The 17,280-nt window shown below is 73.9% G+C and carries 19 protein-coding genes; 13 read left to right on the top strand and 6 right to left on the bottom strand.

Annotation, left to right across the window (positions count from 1 at the left end):
- Positions 1-36 precede the first annotated feature (36 nt).
- The 6 genes from ABEB06_RS11355 to ABEB06_RS11380 all read left to right on the top strand — a co-directional run bounded on the left by ABEB06_RS11355 (position 37) and on the right by ABEB06_RS11380 (position 6,422).
- On the top strand, positions 37-1,380 hold the full coding sequence (locus ABEB06_RS11355; RefSeq protein WP_345696712.1) for an MFS transporter: 1,344 nt from the start codon (positions 37-39) through the stop codon (positions 1,378-1,380).
- 80 nt (positions 1,381-1,460) lie between these two features.
- A complete protein-coding gene (locus ABEB06_RS11360) occupies positions 1,461-3,359 on the top strand; it encodes a helix-turn-helix domain-containing protein (protein WP_345696713.1) in 1,899 nt (632 codons plus the stop codon).
- Between the two features lie 99 nt (positions 3,360-3,458).
- The gene (gene lipB / locus ABEB06_RS11365) at positions 3,459-4,229 is read left to right on the top strand and encodes a lipoyl(octanoyl) transferase LipB (protein ID WP_425559770.1); all 771 of its coding nucleotides are present in this window, start codon (positions 3,459-3,461) and stop codon (positions 4,227-4,229) included.
- 121 nt (positions 4,230-4,350) lie between these two features.
- Positions 4,351-5,304, top strand: a complete 954-nt coding sequence (gene lipA, locus ABEB06_RS11370) for a lipoyl synthase (RefSeq protein ID WP_345696715.1) — start codon at positions 4,351-4,353, stop codon at positions 5,302-5,304.
- Between the two features lie 133 nt (positions 5,305-5,437).
- Entirely contained in the window at positions 5,438-5,590 is a 153-nt protein-coding gene (locus tag ABEB06_RS11375) for a hypothetical protein (protein WP_345696716.1), read from the top strand.
- 133 nt (positions 5,591-5,723) lie between these two features.
- Positions 5,724-6,422, top strand: a complete 699-nt coding sequence (locus ABEB06_RS11380) for a DUF4191 domain-containing protein (protein ID WP_393074431.1) — start codon at positions 5,724-5,726, stop codon at positions 6,420-6,422.
- 82 nt (positions 6,423-6,504) lie between these two features.
- On the opposite strand, the gene ABEB06_RS11385 is transcribed toward ABEB06_RS11380, so the two are convergent.
- Positions 6,505-6,972 carry an RDD family protein gene (locus ABEB06_RS11385; protein WP_345696718.1) on the bottom strand — a complete coding sequence of 156 codons (468 nt, stop codon included), beginning with the start codon at positions 6,970-6,972 and terminating at the stop codon, positions 6,505-6,507.
- A 336-nt stretch (positions 6,973-7,308) separates the two neighbouring features.
- Here ABEB06_RS11385 and glnA point away from each other — a divergent pair, with 336 nt between their 5' ends.
- Together glnA and ABEB06_RS11395 are read left to right on the top strand one after the other, a co-directional pair.
- Positions 7,309-8,721, top strand: a complete 1,413-nt coding sequence (gene glnA, locus ABEB06_RS11390) for a type I glutamate--ammonia ligase (RefSeq protein ID WP_345696719.1) — start codon at positions 7,309-7,311, stop codon at positions 8,719-8,721.
- Between the two features lie 225 nt (positions 8,722-8,946).
- Positions 8,947-9,297: a DUF6247 family protein gene (locus ABEB06_RS11395; protein ID WP_345696720.1), complete on the top strand. Its 351-nt coding sequence runs from the start codon at positions 8,947-8,949 to the stop codon at positions 9,295-9,297.
- A gap of 347 nt (positions 9,298-9,644) precedes the next feature.
- Here the strand turns inward: ABEB06_RS11395 and ABEB06_RS11400 are convergent, their stop codons facing one another.
- A complete protein-coding gene (locus ABEB06_RS11400) occupies positions 9,645-9,989 on the bottom strand; it encodes a hypothetical protein (protein WP_345696721.1) in 345 nt (114 codons plus the stop codon).
- Positions 9,990-10,029: 40 nt separating this feature from the next.
- Between ABEB06_RS11400 and ABEB06_RS11405 the strand changes: the two genes are divergently transcribed.
- Both ABEB06_RS11405 and ABEB06_RS11410 read left to right on the top strand, forming a co-directional pair.
- Complete coding sequence (locus ABEB06_RS11405; protein ID WP_345696722.1) at positions 10,030-10,215, top strand: hypothetical protein; 186 nt, start codon at positions 10,030-10,032, stop codon at positions 10,213-10,215.
- 142 nt (positions 10,216-10,357) lie between these two features.
- Positions 10,358-10,795, top strand: a complete 438-nt coding sequence (locus ABEB06_RS11410; protein ID WP_425559612.1) for an MFS transporter — start codon at positions 10,358-10,360, stop codon at positions 10,793-10,795.
- A 121-nt stretch (positions 10,796-10,916) separates the two neighbouring features.
- On the opposite strand, the gene ABEB06_RS11415 is transcribed toward ABEB06_RS11410, so the two are convergent.
- Positions 10,917-11,540: a hypothetical protein gene (locus ABEB06_RS11415; RefSeq protein WP_345696723.1), complete on the bottom strand. Its 624-nt coding sequence runs from the start codon at positions 11,538-11,540 to the stop codon at positions 10,917-10,919.
- Between the two features lie 207 nt (positions 11,541-11,747).
- Between ABEB06_RS11415 and ABEB06_RS11420 the strand changes: the two genes are divergently transcribed.
- Both ABEB06_RS11420 and ABEB06_RS11425 read left to right on the top strand, forming a co-directional pair.
- Entirely contained in the window at positions 11,748-14,078 is a 2,331-nt protein-coding gene (locus tag ABEB06_RS11420; RefSeq protein ID WP_345696724.1) for an ATP-binding protein, read from the top strand.
- A gap of 85 nt (positions 14,079-14,163) precedes the next feature.
- Positions 14,164-14,532 (top strand): DoxX family protein, encoded by a 369-nt coding sequence (locus tag ABEB06_RS11425; RefSeq protein WP_345696725.1) that lies wholly within the window; start codon positions 14,164-14,166, stop codon positions 14,530-14,532.
- A gap of 109 nt (positions 14,533-14,641) precedes the next feature.
- On the opposite strand, the gene ABEB06_RS11430 is transcribed toward ABEB06_RS11425, so the two are convergent.
- Positions 14,642-15,109, bottom strand: a complete 468-nt coding sequence (locus tag ABEB06_RS11430) for a MarR family winged helix-turn-helix transcriptional regulator (protein ID WP_345696726.1) — start codon at positions 15,107-15,109, stop codon at positions 14,642-14,644.
- Between the two features lie 61 nt (positions 15,110-15,170).
- Positions 15,171-15,359, bottom strand: coding sequence for a DUF6011 domain-containing protein (locus tag ABEB06_RS11435; protein WP_345696727.1), 189 nt, complete (start codon positions 15,357-15,359; stop codon positions 15,171-15,173).
- 60 nt (positions 15,360-15,419) lie between these two features.
- Between ABEB06_RS11435 and ABEB06_RS11440 the strand changes: the two genes are divergently transcribed.
- Positions 15,420-16,037, top strand: a complete 618-nt coding sequence (locus ABEB06_RS11440) for a 3'-5' exonuclease (protein WP_345696728.1) — start codon at positions 15,420-15,422, stop codon at positions 16,035-16,037.
- Here the strand turns inward: ABEB06_RS11440 and ABEB06_RS11445 are convergent.
- Positions 16,021-17,151: a PP2C family protein-serine/threonine phosphatase gene (locus tag ABEB06_RS11445; RefSeq protein ID WP_345696729.1), complete on the bottom strand. Its 1,131-nt coding sequence runs from the start codon at positions 17,149-17,151 to the stop codon at positions 16,021-16,023. The genes ABEB06_RS11440 and ABEB06_RS11445 overlap by 17 nt on opposite strands.
- Positions 17,152-17,280 lie beyond the last annotated feature (129 nt).

Here is a 17,280-nt window from a genome sequence, read left to right on the forward strand (position 1 = left end):
CCGCCCGTCCCCCCGCTGCAACCGAAGGACACCCCCATGGCCACCTCTCCCGATGTCGCGAGACCGGGCTCCCGCTCCCTGCGCAAGGTCGTCGGCGCCAGCCTGATCGGCACCACCATCGAGTGGTACGACTACTTCCTCTACGGCACGGCCGCGGCGCTGGTCTTCGGGCACGTCTTCTTCCCGAAGGCCGACCCGCTGACCGGCACCCTGCTGTCGTTCCTCACCTACGCGATCGGTTTCGCCGCCCGGCCGATCGGCGCGCTGGTCTTCGGGCACTTCGGCGACCGGATCGGCCGCAAGAAGCTGCTGGTGGTGAGCCTGCTGCTGATGGGCGGCGCGACCTTCCTGATCGGCTGCCTGCCGACCTACGACCAGGTCGGCGTGGCGGCTCCGCTGATGCTCACCGGGCTGCGCCTGGTGCAGGGCTTCGCGCTGGGCGGCGAGTGGGGCGGGGCGGTGCTGCTGGTCTCCGAGCACGGCGACCCGAAGCGGCGCGGCTTCTGGGCGTCCTGGCCGCAGGGCGGTGCCCCGGCCGGGAACCTGCTGGCGGCCGGCGTGCTGTCGCTGATGACCGCGGTGCTCTCGGACGAGGCCTTCCTGTCCTGGGGCTGGCGGGTGCCGTTCCTGCTGTCGGCGGTGCTGGTCGCGGTCGGCATGTGGATCCGGCTCTCGGTGGACGAGTCCCCGCTGTTCCGGCAGGCGCTGGCGGCCGCGAAGGCGCGCGCCACGGTCGAGCAGCCGCCGCTGGTCGCGGTCCTCCGCCACCACTGGCGGGACGTGCTGATCGCGATGGGCGCCCGGATGGCGGAGAACATCTCGTACTACGTGATGACCACCTTCGTGCTGGCGTACGCCGTGGGGCACGTGCACGTGGGCAAGCAGACGGCGCTGAACGCGGTGCTGATCGCCTCGGCCGTGCAGTTCGCCCTGATCCCGGTGTTCGGGGCGCTCTCCGACCGGGTGGGCCGCAAGCCGGTGTACCTGGTGGGCGCGGTGGGCGTCGGCGTGTGGGCGTTCGTCTTCTTCGGGATGGTGGACACCAGGAGCTTCGGCGCGCTGGTCGCCGCAGTCACCGTGGGCCTGTTCTTCCACAGCATGATGTACGCGCCGCAGGCGGCGTTCTTCTCGGAGCTGTTCGCGACCCGGATGCGGTACTCCGGTGCCTCGATCGGCGCCCAGTTCTCCTCGGTGGCGGCCGGCGCGCCGGCGCCGCTGATCGCCACCGCGCTGCTCAAGGACTACGGCAGCGCCACCCCGATCGCGGTGTACGTCGCGATCGCCTCGGTGATCACGGTGATCGCCGTCCTCTGCGCGCGGGAGACCCGCGGCAGCGACCTGGCCGAGGTGGAGGAGCGCGAGTCCGTCCCGGTCGGTTAGCCGCAGCGGGGGCTCGGGGGAAGCCTCTCCCCCGAGCCCCCTACTGTTCGTCCCCCACGTTTGGCACGATTGCGCGCACCATGGACGACCACCGGACCAGTTCCGCCCCCGCCCTGCGCCGCCTGCTCGACCTGCTGGCGACCGGCGCCGCCACCGAGGACTTCGCCGACGTGCTCGCCGAGGCCCGCCGGCAGGGCGCCCCGGCGCAGGTGCTGACCGAGATCGACGACGCGACCTGGCAGGCCCTGCGGGTGCACCGGACGATGCGCCAGCACCGCCGCCGCGAGGCGGAACTGACCGCGCTCTTCGACACCGCGGGCGACCTCGCCGCCTCCCGCGACCTGGACGCGGTGCTGCAGGCGATCGTCCGCCGGGCCCGGATGCTGCTGGGTACCGACACCGCGTACCTGACCCTCCCGGACGAGGAGGCCGGCGACACGTACATGCGGGTCACCGACGGCTCGGTGTCGCCGATCTTCCAGACCCTGCGGCTGAGCCTCGGCGACGGCCTCGGCGGCCTGGTGGCGCAGACCTCCCGCCCGTACGCGACCCCCGACTACCGGACCGACGAGCGCTTCCGGCACACCGGCAAGATCGACGAGGGCGTGCTGGACGAGGGCCTGGTCGCGATCATCGGCGTGCCGCTGCTGCTGGGCGGCCGGGTGATCGGCGTGCTGTTCGCCGCCGACCGCTCGGCCCGCGCCTTCTCCCCCGACGAGGTGGCGCTGCTGTGCACCCTCGCCGCGCACGCCGCGATCGCGCTGGACACCGCCAAGGCGCTCGCCGACACCCGGGCGGCGCTCTCCGAGCTGGCCACCGCCAACGAGGTGATCCGGGCGCACTCGGCGGCCGTGCAGCGCGCCGAGCAGGCCCACGACCGGCTCACCGACCTGGTGCTGCGCGGCGCCGAGGTGCCGGACGTGGCGGCCGAGGTCGCCGGCCTGCTGGACGGCGAGGTGGCCGTGCACGACGCCGAGGGCGACCCGCTGACCGGCCGGGCCGCCGTCGCCGAGGGCCTGGCGGAGGCCGCCGCGGCCTCCCGCGAGCAGGCCCGGGCGGTGCGGCACGGCGAGGACTGGGTGTGCGCCGTGCTGGCCGGGCAGGAGCTGCTGGGCAGCATGGTGCTGCACGGCCGCCCCGGCCTGGACGACGGCGACCGGCGGATCCTGGAACGGGCCAGCGTGGTGACCGCGCTGCTGCTGCTCCTGCGCCGCTCGGTCGCCGAGACCGAGAACCGGGTGCGCGGCGAACTGCTGGCCGACCTGCTGACCGCGCCGGACCGCGACCCGGCGGGCCTGGTGGCGCGCGGCCGGCGGCTCGGTGTCGACCTGACCCGCCCCCACCTGGTGCTGGTCGCCGACCCCGGCGACGCCCCCGCCCGCGAACGGCTGGCGGGCGCCGCGGCCCGCTACCTGTTCGGCTCGCGCGGGATCAGCGCCGAGCACGGCGAGGCGGTGGTCCTGCTGCTGCCCGAGGACGGCACGCCGCCCGGCGCGGCCGCCGCCCGGGCCGCCGAGCGCCTGGCCCGGCTGATCGGCGCCCCGGTGACGGTCGGCGCCGGACGCCCGGCCGCCGGGCCGGTGGCGCTGGCCGCCGCGCACGCCGAGGGCGTGCGGTGCGTGCGCGGCCTGCGGGTGCTCGGCCGGGACGGCGACGGCGCGGCCGCCACCGACCTGGGCTTCCTCGGCGTGCTGCTGGGCGACGGGCACGACGTGGAGGCGTTCGTCCGCGTCGCGCTCGGCCCGCTGCTGGAGTACGACGCCCGCCGGGGCACCGAGCTGGTCCGCACCCTGCGCGCCTACTTCGACTGCGGCGGCAGCCTGACCCGCGCCAAGGACGCCCTGCACGTCCACGTGAACACCGTGGTGCAGCGCCTGGACCGGGTGGAGGTCCTGCTCGGCCGGGACTGGAACCACCCCGAGCGGTCCCTGGAGCTGCAGCTCGCGCTGCGCCTGCAGCTGCTCTCCGGGAGCCCGTAAGGACCGGTGCCACCCGGACGGGCGTACAGTGGCGAGGTTGGTCTCGAACGCCCGGGCAAGGAGCGACATACGGTGAGCGAGAACGTGCGCTTCGTTTCGATGGGGATCGGCGAGCGGACCGTCCCCTACGCCGAGGCGTGGGAGGAGCAGCAGCGGCTCCACGCGCTGCGGGTGGCGGACGAGATCCCGGACACCGTGCTGCTGCTGGAGCACCAGCCGGTGTACACCATGGGCAAGCGCACCAACCCCGAGGACCTGCCGCTGGACGGCACCCCGGTGGTGGAGGTGAACCGCGGCGGCGAGATCACCTGGCACGGCCCCGGCCAGCTGGTCGGCTACCCGATCGTCAAGCTGCCGGACCCGATCGACGTGGTCGCGTACGTGCGGCGGCTGGAGGAGGCGCTGATCCGCGCCTGCGCCGACTTCGGGGTGGAGACCACCCGGATCGAGGGCCGCAGCGGCGTCTGGAAGCTCGGCGCGGAGATCCCCGGCGCGGTGGTCGACCCCGCGCAGGTGGTGGAGATCGGCAAGCTGACCCTGCGGATGGGCCTGCCGCTGGGCATCGACCCGCGCCTGGCCGGCCCCGAGTACGCGCCGTCCAACGCCGGGCAGCGCGGCGACGACCGCAAGCTCGCCGCGATCGGCGTCCGGGTGGCGCGCGGCGTGACGATGCACGGCTTCGCGCTCAACTGCGACCCCGACATGACCTACTTCGACAAGATCGTGCCGTGCGGCATCCGGGACGCCGGGGTGGCCTCGCTCAGCGGTGAGCTGGGCCGCGACCTCACCGTCGCCGACGCCGTGCCGACCGTGCGGCGGCACCTCGCCGCGGTCCTCGCCGAGCTGCCCGAGCCGGCCATGGCCCGCTGACCCTCAGGAATCGCTGCGCCACGCCCGGTGTTGCCTCTGATCGCAGGGCCCCGGCCGGGCGCAAGCCGCAATTGCACAGGCGTACCCTGTGGGGTACCCCGTCTAGTTCTAGGAGCCGCACGTGTCCGCTGTCGCACCCGACGGCAGGAAGCTTCTCCGCCTGGAGGTCCGCAACAGCGAGACCCCCATCGAGCGGAAGCCTGAGTGGATCAAGACCAGGGCGAAGATGGGGCCGGAGTACAACGCCCTGCAGTCCCTGGTGAAGAAGGAGGGGCTGCACACGGTCTGCCAGGAGGCGGGCTGCCCCAACATCTTCGAGTGCTGGGAGGACCGCGAGGCGACCTTCCTCATCGGCGGTGACCAGTGCACCCGCCGCTGCGACTTCTGCCAGATCGACACCGGCAAGCCCGCCGAGTTCGACCGGGACGAGCCGCGCCGGGTCGCCGAGTCCATCGTCACCATGGACCTGAACTACGCCACCATCACCGGTGTCGCCCGCGACGACCTGGAGGACGGCGGCGCCTGGCTGTACGCCGAGACCGTCCGCCAGGTGCACGCGATGACCGCCGACCGCGAGGGCGGCCGGACGGGCGTCGAGCTGCTGATCCCCGACTTCAACGGCGTGCCCGCGCTGCTCGACGAGGTCTTCGCCGCCCGTCCCGAGGTGCTCGCGCACAACGTCGAGACGGTCCCCCGGATCTTCAAGCGGATCCGCCCGGCGTTCCGCTACGAGCGCTCGCTGGACGTCATCACCCAGGCCCGCGCGGCCGGGCTGGTCACCAAGTCCAACCTGATCCTCGGCATGGGCGAGACCCGCGAGGAGGTCAGCCAGGCGCTGGCCGACCTGGTCGGCGCCGGCTGCGAGCTGATCACCATCACCCAGTACCTGCGCCCCTCGGTGCGCCACCACCCCGTCGAGCGCTGGGTGAAGCCGCACGAGTTCGTCGAGCTGCAGCAGGAGGCCGAGGAGCTCGGCTTCGCCGGTGTGATGTCCGGACCGCTGGTGCGCTCCTCCTACCGGGCCGGCCGGCTGTACCGGCAGGCGCTGGCCCACCGGGAGCAGGCCGCGGTCTGATTTCCCACCTTTTCACCGGAAGGGCGGGTCCACCGGGGCCCGCCCTTCCTTCATGCGGTATTGATGGTCGGGTCACCGTCCGGTAACACCGGGCGGCGACCCTGAGGGGGTACCCGCACAAGGAGTGGTGGTCATGCGCAGCGGCATCCGATCCGCGCTGAAGTACGCCGAGAACCTCGTCCTGATCCGCGGTGCGCGGCGCAACGCCTGGGCCGCGGTCTGCGAGAACCGCCGCTGGGCGGCGGACCGGGACCAGCCGGCCGTGAAGCTGTCCCGCTCGGCCTGAGGCTCCGGGAGGCACTGGGAAGCGCCTGGGAGGACCGGGAAGCACCGGGAAGGCCCGTGCACGCCCGGTAGGGGGAAGTCCAGGGTCACGAACCGGCACCGCCCTTGGATTAACCGCAGGCACCCCACGTACCATGAGCGTTATGGCGAGGGAAACATCCGAGACTCCCGGGCGGCTGAAGCAGATCCGCCTGGCGTACCAAATGACCAAGAAGGTCGACACCAAGATCGGCCTGATCATCGCCGGCGTCGGCCTGCTGACCTTCGGCGTGTTCCTCGCCATCGGCTTTGCGATCGGTCACCCCATCTACCTGGGCATCCTGGGCTTCATCGTGGCCTTCCTGGCCATGGCGATCGTCTTCGGGCGCCGGGCCGAGAAGGCCGCGTTCGGGCAGATGGAGGGCCAGCCGGGCGCCGTGGCGGCCGTGCTGAACAACATCCGCCGCGGCTGGAGCGCCAACACCACCCCGGTCGCGGTCACCCGCAACCAGGACGCGGTGTACCGCGCCGTGGGCCGGGCCGGCATCGCGCTGATCGGTGAGGGCAACCCGAACCGGGTGCGGCCGCTGCTGGCGTCCGAGAAGAAGAAGATGGCCAAGGTCGTCGGCGACATCCCGGTGCACGACATCATGGTCGGCACCGGCGAGGGCGAGATCCCGCTGAAGAAGCTGCAGATCCACCTGATGCGTCTGCCGCGCTCGATCTCCGCCGCCCAGGTCACCGAGACCAACGACCGGCTGCGGGCCCTCGGCGACCTGCTCTCCAAGGCGCCGATCCCCAAGGGCCCGATGCCCAAGGGCGCCCGGATGCCGAAGGGCGGCCAGGTCCGCTGACCTCCGCTCCCCCACCGACACCACGGCCCCGCCGCGATCCTGATCGCGGCGGGGCCGTTCGACTGTCCCGTGCCGTACGGGGTCAGATGCGGACCTCGACGGTGCCGACCGCCTTGTCGTGCAGGCCTCGGGTGTCGCGGTCCCAGACGGCGGCCGGGATCACCAGGCACAGCAGCAGGGTGCGCAGCAGCACCTGCGGGATGGTCGCTCGGGCGCCGTCCAGCCGGACCACCCGCAGGCCGAACAGCCGCTTGCCCAGGGTGGTGCCGGTGGTCGCCAGCAGGACCACGCAGACCACGTAGAACAGCGGGAGGGTCCAGCGGTTGGCACCGTTCAGGTCTCCGCCGGAGAGCAGCCCGTACGCGACCAGGCTGCACAGCCAGCTGTCGACGCACAGGGCGCCCAGCCGGCGGCCGACGCCGGCCACCGAGCCCGGGCCCTCCTTGGGCAGGCCGAGGCGCTCGCCGCGGTACCCGAAGTCGGCGCCCATCTTCTCGGCGGCGGCCTTCGGGCCGTCGATCCACGATCCCAACGCTTCTCTGGTGTCCACGAATCCACACTAACCGGGGCTTACCAGCGATCTTCGCCAGCCCTCCCCGTTGCGCGTCCGGTGCCGCGTCCGTGCCGCTGCGGGGTCGTGTCCGCGCCGCTGCCGGTGCCGCGCCGGGGTCGCGCCCCGGCGGGGTGAATCGCGTTGCTCCGACTGCCGGTGGAGGTCTAGACCACTCGACCGGCAGGGCGCCCACGGGGGCGGCGATTTGCCCGGAACCGTACGCCTTTGCCGCCCGTTCAGCCGGGCCGGTTAACATTCAGGAAACGGTGGAGTCACCAGCCGGAAACGGCCCGTCCCTAACGTGAGCCACCAGACCGCAGCTGAGGAGGATGGATGTTCACCAACGCCGACGAGGTGAAGCAGTACATCTCGGACAACGACATCAAGTTCGTCGACGTCCGGTTCTGCGACCTGCCGGGCGTCCTGCAGCACTTCGCGGTGCCCGCGGCCACCTTCGACCCGTCCGAGACCCTGATGTTCGACGGCTCCTCGATCCGCGGCTTCCAGGCGATCCACGAGTCCGACATGGCCCTCGTACCGGACCTCCAGACCGCCCGGCTCGACCCCTTCCGCGCCGAGAAGCACCTCAACATCAACTTCTTCATCCAGGACCCGATCACCGGCGAGGCCTACAGCCGCGACCCGCGCAACGTCGCCCGCAAGGCCGAGGCGTACCTGGCCTCCTCCGGCATCGCGGACACCGCGTACTTCGGCCCGGAGGCGGAGTTCTACGTCTTCGACTCGGTCCGCTTCGAGACCGCCGCCCACCAGTCGTACTACCACATCGACTCCGAGGCGGGCGCCTGGAACAGCGGCTCCGCCGAGGGCGACGCGCGCGGCTACAAGGTCAAGTTCAAGGGCGGCTACTTCCCCGTCCCGCCGGTCGACCACTTCGCCGACCTGCGCGCCGAGATGTCCCTCGAACTCGCCAAGGCCGGACTCCAGGTGGAGCGCCAGCACCACGAGGTCGGCACCGCCGGCCAGGCGGAGATCAACTACAAGTTCAACACCCTGCTGCACGCCGCCGACGACCTGATGCTGTTCAAGTACATCATCAAGAACGTCGCCTGGCGGAACGGCAAGACCGCCACCTTCATGCCCAAGCCGATCTTCGGCGACAACGGCTCCGGCATGCACGTCCACCAGTCGCTGTGGACCGAGGGCTCCCCGCTCTTCTACGACGAGCAGGGCTACGCCGGCCTGTCCGACATGGCCCGCTACTACATCGGCGGCATCCTGCGGCACGCCCCCTCGCTGCTCGCCTTCACCAACCCCTCGGTGAACTCCTACCACCGCCTGGTGCCCGGCTTCGAGGCCCCGGTCAACCTGGTCTACTCGCAGCGCAACCGGTCCGCCGCCATCCGCATCCCGATCACCGGGTCCAACGCCAAGGCCAAGCGCATCGAGTTCCGCGCGCCCGACCCGGCGTCCAACCCGTACCTGGCCTTCGCCGCCATGCTGATGGCCGGCCTCGACGGCATCAAGAACAAGATCGAGCCGCTCGAGCCCGTCGACAAGGACCTCTACGAGCTCGCCCCCGACGAGCACGCCGCCGTCCCCCAGGTCCCCTCCTCCCTCCCCGCCGTCCTCGAAGCCCTCGAGGCCGACCACGAGTACCTGCTGGCCGGAGGCGTCTTCACCTCCGACCTGATCGAGACCTGGATCGACTACAAGCGCACCAACGAGATCGCCCCGATCGCACTGCGCCCGCACCCGCACGAGTTCGAGCTCTACTACGACCTGTAGAGGCACCTCCGACCTGCGGGAACGCGAACGTTGAGTTTCGCGTTCCCGCAGGTCGGCGACGCGCTGTCCTGCGGAAACACAGTCCGGCCGGGAACGCCGGGATCTCCGGAACCGGCCACCTGCCAGGCTCCGTCGTGAGCGCCACCGGGGGCGCCGGCACGGCTGGTTCCGACCGCTGAACGGGCCCGCCTGCCGTACCGGCCGGGGCACCCCGTGGAGGACACATTGAGCACAGCAGCGCACCACGCCGAGGAACTCATCCCCAGGCCTACGAAGACGCCGGCAGCGTTGAAGGCCGCCCTGGCGGTCGTGGCACCGAACCTCCTGCCGAAGATGCAGGCAGACCTGGAGAAAGCCTTCAACCGAGCCGCCGAGTTGGACAGCCTCACCCCGGTCCACGCCTTCCTGGTGCACTGGTCCGCGATGGTCGAGATCGAGCGCTTCCCCGAGACGGCACGGAAGTACCACCGGAGTCTGTACCTGGCACAACAGGCGGACGCTCCGGAGGAAGCCCGTGACCACCTGACGGTCTCGAGCGAGATCCTCCGCGCCGCCACCCAGGCGGTCCGGGGTTGAGCTGGTCCTGGGAGTACCACCCGATGCCGCGTCCGTGGCCGCTGGCGCACCCGCCGAATTCCTGGCCGAGGTGGCGAAGCGAGCCGACGAGCTGGTGAGAATGGCCGAAGCTCTCTACCTGGACGGAACGACCTTCGAGGGAACCGGGCCGAGCATGGAGGCGGTGGACGTCCTGGCGGGATGTTCCACTACTTCATCGCCCCGCGGCTCGAACGGGTATTCATCGTCCAGGTCACCGTACTCTGAGCTCGACCCTGTCGGTGATCTTGGTGGTTCGCGGCCGAGCAGGGTGGTCAGTGGTTCGAAGGGACGACGGCGAGGTGGCGCCGGTGCGCCGAAGTCGGCGCCTATGACGGGTTCGCGCTCGTCGCAGGTTCGGCGGTGAGTCGAGCCCGCCAGTAGCCGGCGGCGTCCTGACCTGCCTGCATCGCGGTGAACTCATCAGTCCGCTTCGCCAGCGCGACAGCGGGCACCGCGCCCTCGACGTATGACTCGAGGCCAAGGTTGAGGGCAGTGCCGCTCAGGAACTCGGCATGCTCGCGCACGGACTCGACAATCGCGAAGCTGGCCGGGTTGCCGTGCACCAAGGCGTTGCGGAGACGACCACGCCTGGCCTCCAATACGGCGCCTTCGGCTGCGTAGTACTCAATCAGGGCGCAGTACTCGGCGCAGTCGCTCACGCTGGCGAACATCCGACTGATCCAGCTGTACAACCGGCCGCTGCTGGAGTCGGTGCGCGACGCGCTGGCGAAGGCGCTGCCCGGCCTGGACCCGGAGCGGGCGGAGCTCGCCGTGTGGACCGTGCTGTGGACCACGCACGGCTTCTGCCGGTCGATGATCCGCGCCCAGGTGCCGCGCTTCCGGGCGCACCTGCGGCAGCTGGTGGTCCGGGAGCTGGACCTGGACGGCCCCCGGTGAGCGGGCCCGGGCCGGGGGCCGAGCCGGGGCGGACCCCGGTGGCCGGCGCCGGGCCGGGGCGGCGGGCGCTGGCCGGGTACGCGCTGGGCTCGGTGGGCACCGGCATCTACTCGACCGTGCCGGCCTGCTGCTGCTGTACTTCATGACGGACGGCCTGGGGGTGCCCGCGGGCGCGGCCGGCCTGGTGGTCGCGCTGCCGAAGGTCTGGGACGCGGTGCTCAACCCGATGGTGGGCGCGGCGAGCGACCGGGAGGCGCTGCGCACCGGCCGCCGGACGCGGATCCTGCTGGCGGGCACGCTGGCGCTGCCGGCCGCGTTCGCCGCGATGTTCCTGTCGCCGGTGACCGGTGCGGGCGCGGCGGCCTGGGTCGCGGTGACCTTCGTGCTGGCGTCGAGCGCGTTCTCGCTCTTCCAGGTGCCGTACGTGGCGCTGCCGGCGGAGATGTCGGGGCACCCGGAGGTGCGGACCCGGATCATGGTCTGGCGGATCGTCTGCCTGACGGTCGGCATCCTGGTGCGGGCGGCCTGGCCCCGGCCGTGGTGTCGCTGGCCGGTGGCGGGCGCGCCGGGTACGCGGTGATGACCACCCGTTTCCTGTCGGCGCTCTACAGCCCGCACCTGGGCGGCTGACGCCGCGTCGCCGGCGGGTCGGGTGCCGGCGACGCGCCGCCCCGGCCCGGCCGGCCCCGGCGGACGCCGGGTCAGGCGCGGTACATGGCGGCGATCCGGGTGATCTTCCCGGCGCCGTCCAGGGTGACCTCGTACAGGTTGCCGTAGCAGCCGTACTCGCCCTGGGAGGCCTTGTTGTCGGTGGCGCAGGCGACGACCTGCTGCAGCGCGCGGGCGACCGGGACCTCCTTGGCCTGGGTGCCGACCAGCAGCTCGGCGGTGGCACCCGGGGCGAAGAAGTAGGTGTCGTCGCCGGTGGTCGCCTCCCAGTGGCCCTCCCCGGGGACGTCCTTGCCGCAGACGAAGCGGGTCGGCGCGGCGCCGATCCGGTCCGGGCCGCCCCAGGCGACGGTCGCGCTGATCACCTTGTGGCCGCCGGGGCGCTGCGCGGCCGCGGTGCAGTCGCCGGCCGGGACGGGCTTGGCGGAGGGCTTGGCGGTGGAGCCCGCGGTCGGCTTCGCCGTGGCCGTGCCGGTGCCCGTACCCGCTCCGCTGCCCGCGGTCGCGCCGGCACTCGCGCCCGCGCCCGCGGCGACGGTCGCCGCGGGCGTCGCCGAGGATCCGGCGGCCGCCGGCGTCCCGCCCGAGCTGCAGGCGGTCAGGGCGAGGGCGGCGGCGGCGAGCAGGAGGCTGGCGGCGGGACGACGGACAGACACAGTGGCATTCCCCGGATCGGCGGTGCGGACGGCGGGGGCGGACGGCCCTCGCCGCCGCAGCGGCAAGAGCGACCGCATCCCCCGGCGGCCAGTCGACCACGTGCCGGCGACCCCGCCCAGGCGGTTCCACCGGCAGGAATGCGGTCCGCCATACTTCTGCCGGGGGTCGCGACACCGGGTCGGGCACGCCGGCAGCGGGGAGCGTCGATGGACACCGAGGAGACCGGCGCGCCCGGCCGGGGGGAGCTCGGGCGGCTGCTGCTGGAGCTGCGGGCCGCGGCCGGCCTCAGCCAGGAGGAGCTGGCCCACGCCGCCGGGGTCAGCGTCCGCGCGCTGGCCGACCTGGAGCGCGGACGCACCCGCGGCCCGCAGCGCCGCACCGTCCAGGCGCTCGCCGAGGCGCTGCGGCTGGACGCGGCCGACGCCGAGCGGCTGGAGCGCACCGCGAGCCTCGGCCGGCCCCGCCCCCGGGCCGAGGAGCCGCCGCCCGCGCACCGCAACACCCTGGCGCTGCCCCGGGACATCGGCGACTTCACGGCCCGTCACCGGGCACTGGACCGGCTGCTCGTGCTCGCCGCCGACCCCGACCCGGCCCATCCGCCGGTGGTCCTGGTCTCCGGCCAGCCCGGGCTCGGCAAGACCACCTTCGCGGTGCACGCCGCCCACCACCTGGCGGAGCACTTCCCGGACGGCCAGTACGCCGTCGACCTGCACGGCATGGGCCCGGAGCCGACCGCACCGCGGGACGCGCTGGCCCGCCTGCTGCGCGCCCTCGGCACCCCGGAGGGCGCCCTGCCCGCCGGCACCGAGGACCGGGCCGGGCTGCTGCGCGAGCTCACCGGCGGGCGCCGGCTGCTCCTGCTGCTGGACAACGCGGCCGACGAGGAACAGGTCCGGCCGCTGCTGCCGGCCACCGGCCGCTCGCTGACCCTGGTCACCAGCCGGCACGCGCTGGCCGGCCTGGAGGCGGTCCACCGGGTCGAACTCGGCCTGCTGCGCCGCGAGGAGTCGGTCGAGCTGCTCACCCGGATCCTCGGCACCGACCGGGTCGGCCGGGAGGCCCAGGCCGCCCGCGACCTCGCCGACCGGTGCGGGCAGCTGCCGCTCGCCGTCCGGATCGCCGGCCAGCGGCTGGTCGGCCGGCCGCACGAGCGGCTCGCCAAGCTGGCCGCCCAGCTCGCCGAGCAGAGCAGCCGCCTGGACCTGCTGAAGGCCGGCAGCCTGGAGGTCAGGGCGGCCTTCGCGCTCTCCTACCAGCAGCTGGACGAGGAGGCCCGCAGGGTGCTGCGCCGGGCCTCGCTCGCCGCCGGCGGGGACTTCGGCCCGGAGACCGCCGCGCTCCTCGCCGACCTGCCGCGGGCCCGGGCCTCCCGCCGCGCCGACGAACTGGTGGACGCCGGCCTGCTGCAGTCCGACCCGGCCGCCGACCGGTACCGCTTCCACGACCTGCTGCGGCTCTTCGCCCGGGAGCAGGTGGAGGCGGAGGACGGACCGGAGCGGGCCGCCGCCGCGCAGGACCGCACCGACCGCTGGATGCTGCGCCGGGCGGCCGCCGCCGCGCTGTTCTTCGACGCCGAGCCCCGCCCCGCGGCCGCCGCGGAGGAGACCCGCACCGACCCCGACCCGGCGAGCGCGCCCGCCGACCGGGAGCAGGCCCGGGCCTGGCTGGAGGCCGAGCGCGAGCAGTGGCTCGCCTCGCTGCGCCGGGCCGCGGCGGCCGGCCGGCACCGCCAGGTGCTGGACACCGCCGGGGCGATGCACTGGTTCTCCGACCGGAACCAGCACTGGGAGCTGTGGCCGGAGGTGTTCGGGCACTCGGTGGGGGCGGCCCGGGCGCTCGGCAGCCGCCGCGAGGAGGCCGTCCACCTCAACTACCTTGCCTGGGCGTTCAACCTCTGCGTCTTCGACTACGCGTCGGGGCAGGCGGCCGCCGACGCGGCGCTCGCCGTCGCCCGCGAGCTGGGCGACCGTCAGCAGTGCGGCTGGGCGCTCGGCTACAGCGCCGGGGCGCTGCACCACCTGGGCCGGATCGAGGAGTCGCACGAGCGGCTGCGGGAGGCCGCCGTCCACCTGGGCGCCGACCCCTCGCCGCAGTCCAAGCTCGGCGAACTGACCGTGCTCAACACGCTCGGGACCGGCCTGCGGCACGCCGGGCGGGCCGCCGAGGCGCTGGAGATCCACCGGCGCACCGAGGCGATCTGCCGGGCCGGGCTGCCCGGCCAGCCGGACGAACTGGTCGGGCTGTACCTCGCGGTGGCCCGCCAGCAGATCGGCAGCGACCTGGCGGCGCTGGGCCGGTGGGCGGAGGCCGAGGAGCCGCTGCGGTTCGCCCTGGCGCGCTTCGAGGCGGCCCGGATGCGGTCGTGGAGCGAACCCGCCCGGCTCGACCTCGGCCTGGTGCTGGCGGAACTGGGCCCCACCGGGGAGGCGTGGCAGCTGCTGCTCGACGCCCGGGACTCGCTGGTCGAACTCAACAGCCCCCGCCGGCAGGAGGCGGTGGACGCCCTGCGCGGACTCGCCGACCGGTCCGGCGCCTGACCGGCGCCCCGGAACGGTTGACGTGTCAACCAACGGATCCTACGATCCGTGGTTGACACGTCAACCGTCCCCGGAGGGATCCGCCATGTCCGTCGCCGCCACCGTCCTCAGCGTGCTGCTCGCCCTCGTCTCGCTGGCCGCGGGCGCGCCCAAGACCCTGCTCAAGGGCCCCGCCTCGGCCGGCCTGCAGCAGGCGGGCCTGAGCGCCGGCCTGATCCGCTTCATCGGCCTCGCCGAGGTCGCCGCCGTGGTCGGCCTGGTGGTCGGCGTCTTCTGGGCGCCGCTCGGGATCGCCGCCGCGATCGGCTTCGCCGCGATCATGGTCGGCGCCGTCGCCTTCCACGCCAAGGCCGGCGACTACGCCGACCCCGAGACCCGCGGCGGCGCCGTCGCACCGATCGTGCTGGCCCTGCTCGCCGCCGCCACCGCGATCACCCTCGGCCTGGCCGCCTGACCGACCGCTCGGGCCCGACCGACCGCCGAGGCCGGGCCGACCGGGCAGTCCGGTCAGGCCGGGTAGTCCGGTCAGGCCTGGCAGTCCGGGTAGGCGGGGCAGTCCCCGGTCAGGCCGGTTCCTCGTCCAGCGCCTCGACCACCCGCTCGGAGAGCCGGGCCAGCATCCGCAGCTCGGCCGGGGTGACCTGATCGAGGAACAGCTCCCGCACCGCGGTCACGTGCAGCGGCGCGGCCGCCTCGATCGCCGCCCGGCCGGCCTCGGTGAGCGCCACGAACGCGCCGCGCCCGTCCTCCGTGCACCCCTCCCGGACCACCAGTCCGCGCCCCACCATCCGGGCGATGTGGTGGGACATCCGGCTCTTCTCCCACTCCACCGACCGGGCCAGGTCCTGGGCCCGCTGCCGCCCGTCCGGCGCCTCGGAGAGGTGCGCCAGCACCGCGAAGTCCGCGGGGGACAGCCGCGACTCCGCCAGCAGCCGGCGGGACAGCCGCCCGACCAGCCGCTCGTTCATGCGCACGAAGCCGCGCCACGCCTGCTGCTCCTCCGCCGACCACCCCAGCGCCGTCTCGTCCATGCGCCCAGGGTATCCGGGGTTGTGGTTGATGTGTCACCCAAACGCGCGGGGTCGGCGGCGGCTACTCCAGCCCGGGCAGCGTGTCCTGGTCGCCGGGGACCGCCGCCGAGGCCGGGTCCGGAGTGCGGCACTCCGGGCCGAGGCGCAGGATCCGGGACTCGGGGTCGTGCAGGGGCCGCCCGCAGCGGCGGCAGCGGACCGTGGTCCGGGGCGCGGGCGGGATCGGCGGCAGCAGGGCGGGATCGGGCATCGCACCAGTGTGCCGGGAAAAGCGCTCGCCTCGGGCCCGGCCGCCCGGCACAATCCCCGCATGCCGGAGAAACAGCGCCTCACCCCCACCGTCTACGTGTCGGTCGACATCGAGGCGGACGGCCCGATCCCGGGCCCGTACTCGATGGTGAGCCTGGGCGCGGTGACCGCCGGGTGGCACGACGCGGACGGCTTCCGCCGGGCGGACGGCAAGCAGGGCTTCTACCGGGAACTGCGGCCGATCAGCGAGCAGTGGGACCCGCAGGCGCTGGCCGTCTCCGGCCTGGACCGCACGGCGCTGCTGCGCGACGGCACGGACCCCGCGGCGGCGATGCGGGCGTTCACCGACTGGGTGGAGCGGCTGCGCACCGGCCCGGACGGCCGCCGGTACCGGCCGGTGATGGTCGGCTACCCGGCGCCGTACGACTGGCTATTCCTCTCCTGGTACCTGGTGCGGTTCACCGGCGGCAGCCCGTTCGGCCACTCCGGCTGCCTGGACGTGAAGACGCTGTACGCGGCGCGCGCCGGCGTCCCGCTGGCCTCCGTCGGCAAGCGCTCGATGGCGCGGGGGCTGCTGCCCGACCTCCCGCACACCCACCACGCGCTCGACGACGCCCGCGAGCAGGCGGTGCTGTTCGCCAACGTGTGGGAGTGGGACGGGGTCAGCCGGTCGGGCTGAGGGCGAGCACCGCGAGGTCGTCGGCGAGGGTGCCGGCGTACCTGCGCACGTCGCGGTCGAGGAAGTCGACCACGGACTCCGGGTCGGTGCCGGGGAGTCGGGCGAGCCGGGTGTCGAGCGGGTAGAAGTCGCCGGCGGTGTCGCGGGCCTCGCTGACCCCGTCGGTGTGCAGCAGCAGCGTCTCGCCGGGGTGCAGGCGCAGCGTGGTCGGCAGGTCCGCCCCCACCGCGAGGTACCCGAGGCCGAGCGGCGGCTGCTGGGCGCAGTCGACCGGGCGGACGGTGCCGGGGCGCAGCAGCAGCGGGGGCAGGTGGCCGCGGTTGACCAGGTCGACCCAGCCGTCGGGGCCGTGCTGGGCGAGCACGGCGGTGACGAAGAGCTCCTCGTCGTGGCGTTCGGCGGCTTCCCGGCGGACGTGCCGGTCGAGCTGGCGGGCGAGTTCGGTGAGGTCCGGGGTCTCGTGGGCGGCGTTGCGGAAGGCACCGATCACGTCGGCGACGGTGCGGACCGCCTCCAGGCCCTTGCCCCGGACGTCGCCCAGCAGCACCCGGGTGCCGAAGCGGGTCTCGCACACCTCGTACAGGTCGCCGCCGACGGCCGAGTCGGCCTGGGCGGGCCGGTAGCGGGCGGCGGCGCGCAGCCCGCCGGTGCGGGTGGGGACGGGACGGAGCACGGCGTGCTGCAGGGTGTCGGCGACGGTGCGGACCCGGGCCAGGTCGCGGGCCTGGCGGCGGCGCTGCCAGGCGAGTCCGGCACCCATCGCGCCGGCCAGCGCGGTGGCCAGGTAGGTCCAGAGGTGGTGCTGCTCCAGCAGGTGGCCGGCGCGGAGCGCGAGCAGGACCTGCAGGACGACGGTGAACACGGTGACGGTGCCGACCGCGACCGGACCGAGGCTGAAGGCCACCACCACCGGCAGGACGGTGACCAGGAAGCCCGCCGCCACCGCGCCGGGCACCGCGACTTCGAGGACCAGGTCGACGCCGAGCAGCAGGGCGGGCATCACCCGGACCCAGGCGGGTGCGCGCAGGGCCTCGGCTGTGGCGGAGTGCCAGCGGTCGGCGAGCGACGGCTGGACCGGTCGAGGCGCCGTCGCCGCGGGTGCGGACACCGGCATGCGGGGCCTCCTCGGGGGCGGCTCGGGGGTGGGAGGACGGTGGTTCCTCCATCCTCGCCGAGCCGCCGGCCCGCCAACTGCCATCGAAGGTCCCCTCCGCGGGGGACCTTCGGCCCGGTTCCGCCGCGC

The organism is Kitasatospora terrestris (assembly GCF_039542905.1).
In the GTDB taxonomy this organism is placed as follows: domain Bacteria; phylum Actinomycetota; class Actinomycetes; order Streptomycetales; family Streptomycetaceae; genus Kitasatospora; species Kitasatospora terrestris.